Source organism: Brevibacillus laterosporus (assembly GCF_030489605.1).
In the GTDB taxonomy this organism is placed as follows: domain Bacteria; phylum Bacillota; class Bacilli; order Brevibacillales; family Brevibacillaceae; genus Brevibacillus_B; species Brevibacillus_B laterosporus_E.
On record NZ_JAUKFY010000001.1, the window covers coordinates 70,838 to 84,355 of the forward strand.

The window sequence follows — 13,518 nt, forward strand, 5'->3', positions numbered from 1 at the left end:
TGACATTTGTATTATAGCATACTTGTTGACGGAAAAATTCGTATGTTCTTACAAGTTCTATCTTTCTGTTACACGAATAAAGGTTCGCCTCAATTGCTCCTTCGGGTATAATAGGGTTATACGAAGATTTAGTAGGGAAGGAGCAAGATGATGACAGCATCCTTCGTTCATTTACATGTGCATAGCGAATTTAGTTTATTAGATGGGGCCGCACGGATTGAGCAATTGGTGCAAAAGGCCGCTGAGCTTAAGATGCCGGCCTTAGCAATTACGGACCATGCGAATCTATACGGAGTCATTCCTTTTTATAAAGCATGTCTTGAGAAAGGAATTAAGCCTATTATAGGCATGGAAATTTACCTAATTGATGGAGATTTGCGTGATCGGGTGACACGGCATACCAAGGCCCCTTATCATTTGACATTACTTGCAGAGAATGAGCAAGGCTATAAAAATTTAATTCAGTTATCTACAATTGCTCATACAGAGGGCTATCAAGTGTTGCCGCGAATCAATCGGGAAAGGCTGAAGCGATATGCAAACGGCCTGATTGCGCTGAGTGGTTGTACAGAAGGAGAGATTAACCAGCTTTTATTAGAAGGCGATACAGATGCCGCAAAACAAGCGGTTAGCTGGTATGCTGATATTTTTGGCCCGCAGCGTTTTTATCTGGAGCTTCAGGATCATGGGAAAGAAAAAGAGCGTCGCCTGAATCAACGTATATTGAGATTGCATGAAGCGACACATATTCCGCTAGTAGTCACCAATAACGTGCATTACGTGGAAAAACAGGAAGCAGAGCTACATGACGTTCTTCTGGCCATTGGCCAAGGTGTAACCATTACAGATGCTAACCGATCTCGCTACGAGACGGAAGAATATTATCTTAAATCGGCAGAAGAGATGGCTAGTCTGTTTGTTTACGCCAAAGAGGGACTACAAAACACCCTGCGTATAGCAGAACGCTGTCAGGTGGAAATTCAGTTAGACCAGCACATTTTGCCACGGTTTCCGTTACCTGAGGGGGTAGAGGCGGAGCAATATTTGCGACAAATATGTGAAGAAGGCTGCATCAAACGTTACGGTTCTCTGCATGCCGAGGTGCGGGAACGCTTAGATTATGAACTATCTGTCATAACAGGAACAGGCTTTACAGATTACTTTTTAATCGTTTGGGATTTTATGAAATATGCTCATGAGCAAAAAATAGCAACTGGTCCGGGGCGAGGATCAGCGGCAGGCAGCTTGGTCGCCTACGCGCTCTCCATTACCAATGTAGATCCGCTTGCTCATGATCTGCTGTTTGAGCGCTTTCTGAATCCAGAGCGCATTACTATGCCTGATATCGATATTGACTTTGCAGTGGAGCGTCGTGACGAGGTTATTCATTATGTAGCTGACAGATACGGTCATGATCGGGTGGCGCAGATTATTACCTTTGGTACACTTGCTGCACGGGCGGCTGTGCGTGATGTTGGGCGGGCCCTGGGCTTATCACTAGCTTTGGTAGATCGCGTAGCGAAAATGATTCCACAATCTCCATCTATGACTTTTGATAAGGCCTTCAAGCTTAATCCTGACTTAGAGCGTTTAACGGAGGAGAATCGAGACGTAGCCAAGCTGATCCGGTTAGGCCGGGGATTGGAAGGATTGCCGCGCCATGCTTCTACGCATGCAGCCGGGGTAGTTATTTCACGTGAACCCTTAACAGAATACGTACCCCTGCAAGAGGGCAGCGAGGGGCTATTACTTACTCAATTCCCAATGGATATTTTAGAACAGGTCGGTTTGCTAAAGATGGATTTTTTAGGTCTGCGCAATCTGACTATTATTCAGGAAACATTAAAGGAAATTAACCGTCAGGGCATCCCTTTGTCATTAGACTCATTGCCAATGGAGGATGCAAAAAGCTTTGCGATGCTAACACGCGGTGAAACAACAGGTGTGTTTCAGCTAGAATCAGCGGGAATCCGTAATGTGCTTCGAGATTTAAAGCCGACCTGTCTTGGGGATATCGTGGCAGTTCTTGCTTTATATCGTCCAGGGCCTATGGAGATTATCCCAGATTATATCAAAGCCAAGCATGGGAAAACTCCCGTGCACTACGCTCATCCCGATTTAGAAGCAATATTGCAAGAGACGCACGGTTTTATTATTTATCAGGAGCAAATCATGCAAATTTCTTCTAAAATGGCGGGCTTTACTCTAGGTGAGGCTGATATTTTACGGCGGGCCGTAGGGAAGAAGAAACGTGAGCTATTGATGGAACAACGTGAGAAATTTGTGGCAGGCAGCATTGCCCAAGGATATGAGGAGCAGCTTGCCAACGAGGTTTATGATTTGATTGTTAAATTTGCTGATTACGGTTTTAATAAAGCGCATTCTGTAGCGTATGCGATTATTGCCTATCAAATGGCGTATTTAAAAGCGAATTATTCACTAGCTTTTATGGCCTCATTACTATCGATGTCGATTGGCAGCCAAGGGAGAATTGCAGAATATGTAGAAGAAGCAAAGCGCTTGCGTCTAACCGTGCTTCCTCCTTGCGTAAATGCAAGTGAAGCATTTTTTAGCGTTGAGCCAGATAAGCAGGCAATTCGCTTTGGACTGGCTGCTGTCAAGAATGTAGGATATGGTGCTATCGAGTCAATTGTTAAAGAACGGATAAAGGCTCCGTTTTCAGATCTGGTTGATTTTTGTTCAAGAGTAGACAGTCGATTGGTCAACCGCCGTGTGATTGAGTCTTTGATTATTTGCGGCGCACTGGATTCATTGCCAGGTCATAGAGCTCAGCTTTTATTGATGCTTGACGAAGCCATGGAGAAGGGTGGTACACGTCGAAAAGAAAAAGAAGCTGCTCAGTTAAATTTGTTTGCATTTACAAGTGAAGCCGGCTCTGATGATAAAGGGAGTCAACCGGAACCAGAAAAGATAGAATATCCAGAGGTTCCTCCCTTCTCGCATATACAGAGCTTAAAAGAGGAAAAAGAGCTGTTAGGTGTCTATCTGTCCGGTCATCCACTCGATCCCTATTCTTATTTAACACAGCATAAAGAAGTAACCATGATCCCCAGTATGGATGACTTACCGCATCAGCACGTAGTAAAAATTGTAGGGATGGTAACAGAGGCTAAGCGGATTCAAACAAAAAAAGGCGATCCGATGGCATTTCTACAGGTAGAAGATAAAATGGCTCAAGTAGAGGTGGTTGTTTTTCCGAAAATATTTCAAACGGCCCAAACCTTTTTATATAAGGAGGCGATCGTTGTGATCGAAGGACGCATAGATCGTCAGGGAGATACGCCTAAATTGATCGCTAACAGGATCTGGGACGGAAAAGCATTGCCTAAGCCACAGATGGAAAGCGTATTATTTATTAAAATCTCTCCAGAGCATGAAAGAGGCGACACACTGGTCCGGTTAAAAGAATTGTTTACCAAGCACAGTGGAATGACCCCTGTTCTGCTTTATTACGAGCAGAAAAAACAAATTTTACGCCTGCCAAACGAATATCGAGTAGAAGCAAATAGCGAAATACTGGAGAAAATGAAAGAAATAGTGGGAGATGAGTGTGTAATTCAGAAAGAATTGCCCATAAACGGGGGAGGATGAACGAAGTCCTCCCTTTTTTGCACTTTATAGCAGGTTTACAGTTGGAAATGATTTGATATAATGAACAGTAACGGCGTTTGAGTGGTCTGACCACTTCGACATACAACAATATGGGTAATTTACTCAGGCGAGAATGGAGTGATTTAGGTGTCGAATTTAAGAGAAGAAGCTCTTGAACTTCACAGAGTACATCAAGGAAAGCTAGAAGCAGTTACGAAGGTGCCAGTGCGCGGTGCACATGATTTAAGCCTAGCATACTCGCCTGGTGTAGCCGAACCTTGCAAAGAGATTTTTAATGATCCTAGCAAAGTGTACGAATATACCATGAAAGGTAATTTGGTAGCTGTAGTTAGTGACGGAACGGCCGTGCTAGGACTTGGCAATATCGGTCCAGAAGCTGCAATGCCTGTTATGGAAGGAAAAGCCGTATTATTTAAATCGTTTGCTGGAGTAGATGCATTCCCGATCTGCTTAAATACAACGGACAAAGAGAAGATTATTGAAACAGTAAAGCTTCTGGAGCCGACTTTTGGAGGCGTAAACCTAGAAGATATCGCAGCACCTGCATGCTTTGAAATCGAGGAACGTCTCAAAAAAGAAACCAACATTCCAATTTTCCACGATGACCAGCACGGAACAGCCATTGTAACTGCTGCGGGTCTCATCAATGCTTTAAAATTAGTGAATAAAAAAATAGAAGATATCCGTGTAGTTGCCAACGGTGCTGGTGCCGCTGGTATTGCAATTATTAAACTTTTACTTAGCATGGGTGTAAAAGAAGTAATTATGTGCGATACAAAAGGAATTGTGTATGAAGGTCGCCAATTTGGCATGAATCCAGTAAAAGAAGAAATCGCTTTGCTAACGAACCGTGAAAAAATCGAAGGCGAGTTAGCAGATGCAATGGTTGGAGCTGACGTATTCATTGGTGTTTCCGCAGCAGGGGCTGTTACCCCTGAGATGGTTAAATCTATGAATCGCGATGCGATTATTTTTGCAATGGCTAATCCTACACCTGAGATTATGCCGGATGAGGCTAAAAAGGCAGGAGCGGCAGTAGTAGGAACAGGACGCTCCGATTTCCCGAATCAGGTTAATAATGTACTAGCATTCCCAGGCATTTTCCGCGGTGCGTTGGATACAAGAGCGACTCAAATCAATGAGGAAATGAAATTAGCGGCGGTGCATGCAATCGCTGATCTGATTGAGAAAGATCAGCTGCATGCTGATTTTGTTATCCCAGCCCCGTTTGATCCTCGTGTTGCTGCGAATGTAGCGGCCGCGGTTGCTAAAGCCGCGATGGATAGCGGTGTAGCTCGTATTAATGTCGATTTAGAAGAAATAAAAGCTAAAACCGTAAAACTTTCTGCTTTCTCAGATCAATAATAGGAAGTAGCCGTATAAGAGAAGGCGATTAGCAATCGCCTTCTCCTGATTTTTAGCCGAAGGAGTGGAGTACGATGACAGACTCCTCCACCAATCGGAAAGTGTATGAAGGAATTCTCATGCAATTGAACGAAATCATTGCAGAAGAGAATTTACGTCCTGGGGATAAGCTCCCCTCAGAGCGAGAGCTTTCCGAGCGATTAAGTGTTGGGCGTTCCTCTGTGCGTGAGGCGCTACGAGCTTTAGAGCTGTTGGGTCTAATAGAGACAAGACGCGGGGAAGGCACTTTTTTAAAGCATTATCGACACAACCGGTTGATCGATTTATTAGGTTCTTACATTCTACGTGATGCAAAAACCAAAAAAGATCTCGTAGAAATGCGTAAGATTCTAGAACTGGATGCCGTACGTCTTGCGTGCACCCGGGCAGGGACTAGGCACTTTGAGGAAATGGAGCGCATTTTGGATTCTGCTTGGGATAAGTTGGAGCGAGGAGAGATTCCTTGGGAGGAAGATTACTTATTTCATCGGGTCATATGCAGATCGAGCCGCAATTCTGTCTTACACCGGATATGGGCTCCGCTCGTGGAATATAGTGGTGGGATTCGCAAAGACTCATTAGCACGTGAGGGAAGAGCGCGTATTGCTCATCAGGAACATGTGCAAGTTATGGAGGCAATTCGCGAAGGTAACGCTGCAAAGGCGATGGAATATATGAAGGTACATCTTGACAACAGCATGTTATAAATTGCAGGTGCTGTGGGGGCTGTGATATGATGAGGCACAGATTGTCAGATTTACAGCAGTAAGGAGGATTATCATGTGGACCGTCATCTACATCGCTCCTAGCGCCAAGATTGCCGAACGTATTCAACACCGTTTAACAAGTGAAGGATTTCTGGTGAAGGTTCGTGAGGCTAAAGTATCCAAGCAATTTGAGATACTGGTGCCAGAAGGCGAACTGTCCGAAGTGCAAGAGGTTCTCGGCACGGTTCTTCACTGAAACAAATGTGAGGTGATAGTGTGCTCAAAGATCTTTTTGGGAAAAAGCGCAAATTTGCGACTGTACCAAGCGTGTCAATGACGCAAGAAGTCCCGACTGTTGAACCTAAAGAGGTTCCAGAAGGTCTTATGCATAAATGTTCCCATTGCGGAACAATTCATTACTCCAAGGATTTGGAGAAGAATCTAAGAGTCTGCAAAGGCTGTCAGCATCATTTTCCATTATCTTCTCCAGAACGTGTACAATCGTTGCTGGATAATGGGAGCTTTACAGAAGAATTTGATGCTAATTTAATTTCAGATAACCCTCTTAATTTTCCGGGTTATGAAGATAAATTAGAACAAGATCGTACCAAAACAAATTTGAACGAAGCGGTAATTACTGGCGAGGGTCTGCTTCAGGGGATGCCTGTTGTGTTAGGTGTCATGGACTCGCGCTTTCGGATGGGCAGCATGGGCGCAGTTGTTGGTGAAAAAATTACACGGGCAATTGAACGCGCTATTGAACGCAAGCTGCCGTTTATCCTGTTCTCTGCTTCTGGTGGAGCACGTATGCAGGAAGGAATGATCAGCTTGATGCAGATGGCAAAAACCAGCGCTGCATTGGCTCAAATGGCAAATGAACGCTTGTTGTTTATCTCCGTGTTAACTCATCCGACTACCGGCGGTGTATCTGCCAGCTTTGCCTCGCTTGGTGATATTAATATTGCCGAACCAGGCGCTCAGATTGGGTTTGCTGGCCGTCGTATCATTGAACAAACGATTCGTCAGGAGCTTCCTAAGGATTTCCAAACTGCGGAGTTTCTATTAAAGCATGGGCAGCTTGATATGGTAGTGCATCGCAAAGATATGCGAGATACTTTAGGTACATTGGTCGCTTTGCACACACATAGGGAGGGAGAATAATGGCAACAGATCTCTCATTTGAAAAACCATTAGTAGAGCTGCACGATAAAATTAAAGAACTACGTAAGTTTACAGAAGAAAAAGGGATTGATTTTACAGATGAAGTAAAGCGTCTGGAGGAAAAAGCGAAAGATTTGGCCGAGCAAATCTACGGGAATTTAACTCCGTGGCAACGCGTGCAGATTTCTCGTCATCCAGAGCGTCCCACTACGTTTGATTACATCAAGCATATCTTTACTGATTTTATGGAATTACATGGGGATCGTTCCTATGGAGATGATTTGGCGATTGTTGGTGGGATTGCGCGCCTAGAAGGCCGACCTGTCACTGTTATCGGTCATCAAAAAGGGAAGGATACCAAGGAGAATATTAGCCGCAATTTTGGTATGGCTCATCCAGAGGGGTATCGTAAAGCGTTGCGGTTAATGAAGCAGGCTGAGAAATTTGGTCGACCGATCATTACGTTTATTAATACGCAAGGGGCTTATCCAGGTAAAGCAGCAGAGGAGCGCGGACAGAGCGAAGCGATTGCTCGAAATTTGCTTGAGATGGCCAATTTCACGGTGCCCATTATTTGCGTGGTCATCGGGGAAGGTGGTAGTGGAGGAGCTTTAGGCATTAGTGTCGGTAACCATATCTATATGCTTGAGAACTCCGTTTATTCGGTTATCTCTCCAGAGGGAGCTGCGGCTCTTTTATGGAAAGATTCTAGTCTCGCTATGCGGGCAGCCGAAACCATGAAAATTTCTGCCCCAGATTTATTAGAATTAGGTATCATCGATCAAATCATTCCAGAACCATTTGGTGGGGCACATCGTGATTTAATCCAACAAGCAGGTTTTATTAAACAGTCGTTGCTTAATGGTTTGGCTGAGCTGGAAAAACTGTCCCCTAAAGAATTAGTACAGCATCGTTATAACAAATTTAAACAAATTGGCACATTTACTTCCCTTTCATAAAAAAGGGGAGTTTTTTGCTTTTTTAGACGCTAAAAATCTGTTAGAATCAGTATTCGGAAGACGATCTTGGCAAAAAAAGAAAAAGTAACAAAAAGTATGTCACAAATTCCAGAATGGAGTGGCTAAAACCGGAAGTTTGTTGTATAACAGCCTATCAATATACGCCATTTATACATACTGCGTGACTAATTTACCGAATTGGTATAACACCATCTTGTTTTCCTAATTATTGGGTAAATATTTGTGGTTTCGATTGTATGAATTTGGTGTGTGTTGACTGTTGGCAAGCATTTTGTTAACAAAATTTTCCCCAGGTTTCTCATTTTCGTTACCAATAGAAAATGATGCAGAGAGCCATCCTAAGGAAAGGAGAAAATGAAGAGGTGAGTACGATGAAAAAAATTGCTGTTTTAACTAGTGGTGGCGATGCTCCAGGTATGAACGCGGCTGTCCGTGCTGCGGTACGTCGAGCTATTTACAAGGGCGTTCAGATTTTTGGAGTTTACAATGGATATAATGGTCTTATTAGCGGTAACATCAAGGAATTAACCCTTGGTTCTGTAGGTGACATTATTCATCGTGGCGGAACTATGCTTTTCACAGCTCGCAGCGACGAGTTCAGAACGGAAGAAGGACGAGCAAAAGCGGTTGAGCAATTAAAGAAACACGGAATTGAAGGTCTAATTGTTGTCGGCGGTGACGGTTCGTTCCGCGGTGCGCAAAAACTAACGCAGCTTGGCTTCCCAACAATTGGCGTTCCGGGTACTATTGATAATGACATTCCATGCACTGACTTTACAATTGGCTTTGACACAGCATTAAACACTGTAGTAGAATGCATTGACAAAATCCGCGATACAGCTACTTCGCATGAGCGTACGTACATTGTTGAGGTTATGGGGCGCGATGCAGGCGACTTGGCTCTGTGGGCTGGCTTAGCTGCTGGAGCAGAATCCATCATCATCCCTGAGGCAGACACGGATATGAAGGATATTCTGGAGCGACTACGTTCAGGTCATCGCCGCGGTAAAAAGCATTCCATCATTATTGTTGCAGAAGGGGTAGGCCAAGCTTCTCAGTTCGCAGATGTCATCAAGGCAGAAACAGGCTGGGAGACTCGTGTCACTGTTCTGGGACATATTCAACGTGGTGGTTCTCCAACTGCTTTCGACCGTATGTTAGCAAGTCGTTTAGGCGCAGCTGCTGTAGATTTGCTGCTTGAGGGCAAGGCGGATCGCATGGTTGGAATTAAGAACAATAACATCGTAGACGTTGACATTGATGAAGCGCTTGATCAAAAACATCAACTAGACTTGTCAATTTACCAATTAGCGCGCTCTCTATCCATTTAATTGGTAACTTTTCAAGAAGCATAACAATTTCAGTGGCGTTCTCATGCATATAGTTTAGTTAATGAACGTCCTGTTCTTTTGTAAAACAAGAATTACTAAGCAATTTTTGGAGGGATTATTTTGTTACGCAAGGCAAAAATCGTATGTACTATTGGACCGGCATCCGAATCGGTGGAAACACTAAAAAAACTAATTAACGCGGGAATGAATGTAGCCCGTTTAAACTTTTCCCACGGTGATTTTGAAGAGCATGGCGCTCGTATTAGAAATATTCGTCAGGCAGCAAAAGAAACAGGTAAATTGGTAGCTATCCTACTGGATACGAAAGGACCTGAAATCCGTACAGGAAACATGTCTGTAGACGCTGTAGAGCTAGTAGAGGGCAACACCTTCACTTTAACAACTCAAGAGATAGCTGGAACAGCTGAGCGTGTATCAATCACATATCCTGACCTTCCTAACGATGTAAAAGTAGGTAGCCAAATTCTGATCGATGATGGTCTAATCGGCTTGGAAGTTACAAAAATTGAAGGTACTGAAATCGTTTGTGTTATCAAAAACGGCGGTACACTAAAAAGTAAAAAAGGTGTAAATGTTCCTGGAGTTTCTATCAACCTGCCGGGTATCACTGAGAAGGATGCTGCAGATATCAAGTTTGGTATCGAGCAAGGTGTTGACTTTATCGCGGCTTCCTTTGTGCGCAAGGGTTCAGACGTATTGGAAATCCGTGAAATCCTAGATAAGCATGGAGCAAAAATTGACATCATCTCCAAGATTGAAAACCAAGAGGGCGTTGACAACATCGATGAAATTTTGGCAGTATCCGACGGTTTAATGGTAGCTCGTGGAGACCTTGGTGTAGAAATTCCTGTTGAGGAAGTTCCTGTTTGCCAAAAAATGATGATCCAAAAATGTAACCTGCTGGGCAAACCAGTTATTACAGCAACACAAATGTTGGATTCTATGCAACGCAACCCACGTCCAACTCGTGCAGAAGCAAGTGACGTAGCGAACGCGATTTATGATGGCACTGACGCTATCATGCTTTCCGGTGAAACAGCAGCAGGTAAATACCCGGTAGAATCTGTTCAAACCATGAACAGCATCGCTCTACGTGCAGAGCAAAGCTTGAACTATCGTGAAGTAATGAAAGCTCATGCAACTTGCAACCGTGTAACAGTAACAGACGCAATTTCTCAAGCAGTAGTAAAATCCGCTCTTGATCTAAATGCAGCAGCAGTTATCTCCTCTACAGAAAGTGGACATACAGCTCGTCTTGTTTCTAAATACCGTCCAAAAGCACCAATTATCGCAGTAACTCCACATCAAGGTGTTGCTCGCCGTCTTTCCTTAATGTATGGAGTGTACCCAGTTGTAACGAAGCAAGCAGAAACAACAGATGAAATGTTTGACATCGCTGTACGTGAGGCTTTGACAACAGGTATGGTTAAATATGGTGATTTGGTTGTAATTACAGCAGGCGTTCCTGTTCGTGAAACAGGTACAACCAACCTATTGAAAATCCATGTAATTGGCGATGTGCTTGCTAAAGGACAAGGGATCGGGCAAGCAGTAGTGACTGGTAATGTTGTTGTTGCTCGCACAGCGGAAGAGGCAATGAATAAAGTACAAGAAGGCTCCATCTTGGTATGTCTAGGTACTGATTCTGATATGATTCCTGCATTTGAACGTGCGGCAGCAGTTATCACTGAAGAAGGCGGACTTACTTCTCATGCAGCTATTGTCGGCTTGAACCTAAATACACCTGTTGTAATCGGTGTAAACAATGCTACAGCTATCTTTAAGGATGGCATGGAAGTAACTGTTGATTCAGAACGTGGTAAAATCTTTACTGGTATGGCTCCTGTGCTATAAGAGACATTCGTTTCTAGAAAGAAAAGGACTATCGAGATTATTCGATGGTCCTTTTTGTGCTACTATATGAGAGAAGGCTTTACGAAGTTAGGAGGCTATAATGAAATGAATCCAGCTTTTTATCATACCTATCGGCTTCGGGTTCGCTACAGCGAAACAGATCAAATGCAAATTGTATATCATGCAAACTATCTAACATGGTTTGAACTTGGACGAACTGAATATATTAGAGAAGTAGCTGGAATATCATATAAAGGGATAGAGGAGAAAGGCGTACTATTGCCAGTAACCAATGCAACCTTATCTTTTCATTCACCAGCACGCTATGATGATGAGATTGAAATTCGCACGTTTATTGAGCATGTAACGCCCATCCGTATGAACTTTGGTTATGAGATATACCGAGTCAATGACAATCAATTATTAGTGTCAGGGAAGACAGAGCATGTTTTCACGAATCCACAAATAAAACCAATCCGTCTTCCTAAAGTGATTCCAGAGCTGTATTCCTGTTTACAAGCTGAGTATGAAAAATATCTCGGGTAAAGAATTGGTTTGATTAACCGGCAGAGGAAGTGATATGCCCATGTGGTTACGAATATTGTTTGTGTTTTTTTTAATCATACCGATTTTGGAAATTTGGGGAGTTATTGCAGTAGGAAAAGTGATTGGAGGACCTTGGACGATCCTGTTGGTCATTTTAACATCAGTGGTAGGGGCATATCTTGCTAAAAATCAAGGAACTCAGACCTTAAAATTATTACAGCTACAGCTATCTAGAGGGCAAATGCCGACTAATGCATTATTGGATGGATTGTTTATCCTATTTGGCGGTTTTTTACTTGTGTTTCCTGGATTTTTCACTGATATCATTGGTATTATCTTTTTAATACCATATACGAGAATGATCTTGCGTTATTTCTTAAAAGCATGGATTATGTCGATGATTGCTTCTGGGAAAATGATCAAGTTTATTCATTTTAGAAGATAATAAAAGAGGGGCTAGCGACCTGTGAGAGCTGGCCTCTTTTTTGTTGAACAGGAGATATTGCGTGGGATAACCAGGATTATCTGAAAAGCTAGGAGGCTGCTTATTGTATCGTTGAACATATGAAAAAGGCGCCAAGTCCAAATACTATGGCGCCTTCAACTAAGGGAAGCTGGAATACAATCGGATTACGAATTACGCTAGTTACAATTTCCCCTTTACAATATACATCCATAAATCTTCAAAGATTTTCGCCTTAACTAAAGCGTTGACAATCACTAAACTGACTGGTCCAATAATCAAACCCAGCACACCAAACAATTCTAATCCCGCAAATAGGGCTACTAATGTGAGCAAGGGGTCTAGTCCTACATTTTCAGCAACAATCTTTGGCTCGATAATCTGACGGAAGATCACAACGATGCCATACAGGACGGAAAGACCTACTACAAGCGCGTATTGCCCCTTAAAGAACAAGAAAATGATCCATGGTACAAAGACTGTACCTGTGCCCAAATATGGCAGTAAATCGACCAGACCGGTTAATAACCCTATCGTAATCGCATACTCCACTCGTAAAAGCAAAAGACCGATAATGACAATGGCTGCGGTAATTGAAATAAGAGTAAGCTGCGCTTTTAAAAACCCTACCAATGCGGAACGCAAGTCTAAAACGATTTGATCCATTCGATGATTAACACCAGTGGGTAAAATCTTGTGCATGCGTGATTTCCACAGGTAAAAATCCTTACTTAAGAAAAATGCTCCTAACAAGGAGATGACAAATACCGTACCTAGGCTTGGCAGTGACAAAAGGAAGGCATTGATGCCAGACAAAGCCCCAACGATAATAGTTTGAAAGCTATTACTAATGGTATGAAGTGCTTCTTTTACGTTAGAATCGATAGTAGTCTGAGAGTTTAAATCCAGTTGTGTATAGAAAAACTGGAACCGATGATATAAATTAGCGATAAAATCATGGGCTAGAAAATTTTGGATATATCCAGTGAACTCTACGGAAAGTCTAGGTAATAACTTGACCAAATTTCCGATTTCATTTACGGTCGTATTGATCACCAATGTAATGACCCCAGTGACTATAAGCAGCAAAAGCAGCAAAACTACTGTTACGGACAGCCAGCGGGGAAATCGAAGCCGTTCCGTTAAATTAGTGACTGGGCGGTTTACAATAATCGCAATGATTAAAGAGATAATAAATGGGTAAATAAGAGGAGTGATCTTGATGACTGCAAAATACAAGGCCACGATGCAAAGAATCACCCATAAAAAACGAATGCCTTGAAAAAGGCGCGTTAGCCAAGTTTCCGGGGTCAGTGTAGTTCCCTCCTGATCTATCAATTCATTAAACTTTCGCTTTTTCTGTCACGTATTATTATGCAGGAAGAGGTACATTTTACGCAAGTTTTAAGACATTTTGA

11 protein-coding genes are annotated in these 13,518 nt (G+C 42.9%); 10 read left to right on the forward strand and 1 reads right to left on the reverse strand.

The window, feature by feature from the left end:
• Window positions 1-147: 147 nt before the first annotated feature.
• The 10 genes from QZ995_RS00315 (at window position 148) to QZ995_RS00360 (ending at window position 12,082) form a co-directional block, all read left to right on the forward strand.
• A complete protein-coding gene (locus tag QZ995_RS00315) occupies window positions 148-3,612 on the forward strand; it encodes a DNA polymerase III subunit alpha (protein ID WP_301801658.1) in 3,465 nt (1,154 codons plus the stop codon).
• A 147-nt stretch (window positions 3,613-3,759) separates the two neighbouring features.
• Window positions 3,760-4,998, forward strand: a complete 1,239-nt coding sequence (locus QZ995_RS00320) for an NAD(P)-dependent malic enzyme (RefSeq protein WP_301801660.1) — start codon at window positions 3,760-3,762, stop codon at window positions 4,996-4,998.
• A gap of 74 nt (window positions 4,999-5,072) precedes the next feature.
• Complete coding sequence (locus tag QZ995_RS00325) at window positions 5,073-5,744, forward strand: FadR/GntR family transcriptional regulator (protein ID WP_301801662.1); 672 nt, start codon at window positions 5,073-5,075, stop codon at window positions 5,742-5,744.
• A gap of 73 nt (window positions 5,745-5,817) precedes the next feature.
• Window positions 5,818-6,000: a glutamate decarboxylase gene (locus QZ995_RS00330; protein WP_301801663.1), complete on the forward strand. Its 183-nt coding sequence runs from the start codon at window positions 5,818-5,820 to the stop codon at window positions 5,998-6,000.
• 20 nt (window positions 6,001-6,020) lie between these two features.
• Complete coding sequence (accD, locus tag QZ995_RS00335; RefSeq protein ID WP_212931685.1) at window positions 6,021-6,905, forward strand: acetyl-CoA carboxylase, carboxyltransferase subunit beta; 885 nt, start codon at window positions 6,021-6,023, stop codon at window positions 6,903-6,905.
• Entirely contained in the window at window positions 6,905-7,864 is a 960-nt protein-coding gene (gene accA, locus QZ995_RS00340; protein ID WP_003339135.1) for an acetyl-CoA carboxylase carboxyl transferase subunit alpha, read from the forward strand. Before accD ends, accA begins: the two co-directional genes overlap by 1 nt.
• 392 nt (window positions 7,865-8,256) lie before the next feature.
• Window positions 8,257-9,216 (forward strand): 6-phosphofructokinase, encoded by a 960-nt coding sequence (pfkA, locus tag QZ995_RS00345; RefSeq protein ID WP_031411127.1) that lies wholly within the window; start codon window positions 8,257-8,259, stop codon window positions 9,214-9,216.
• A gap of 120 nt (window positions 9,217-9,336) precedes the next feature.
• Window positions 9,337-11,091 (forward strand): pyruvate kinase, encoded by a 1,755-nt coding sequence (gene pyk, locus QZ995_RS00350; protein ID WP_301801672.1) that lies wholly within the window; start codon window positions 9,337-9,339, stop codon window positions 11,089-11,091.
• Window positions 11,092-11,196: 105 nt separating this feature from the next.
• Entirely contained in the window at window positions 11,197-11,637 is a 441-nt protein-coding gene (locus QZ995_RS00355) for an acyl-CoA thioesterase (protein WP_301801674.1), read from the forward strand.
• Between the two features lie 40 nt (window positions 11,638-11,677).
• Window positions 11,678-12,082: an FxsA family protein gene (locus QZ995_RS00360; RefSeq protein WP_301801676.1), complete on the forward strand. Its 405-nt coding sequence runs from the start codon at window positions 11,678-11,680 to the stop codon at window positions 12,080-12,082.
• Window positions 12,083-12,283: 201 nt separating this feature from the next.
• Here QZ995_RS00360 and ytvI read toward each other — a convergent pair whose 3' ends face one another.
• Complete coding sequence (ytvI, locus tag QZ995_RS00365) at window positions 12,284-13,438, reverse strand: sporulation integral membrane protein YtvI (RefSeq protein ID WP_301801678.1); 1,155 nt, start codon at window positions 13,436-13,438, stop codon at window positions 12,284-12,286.
• Window positions 13,439-13,518 lie beyond the last annotated feature (80 nt).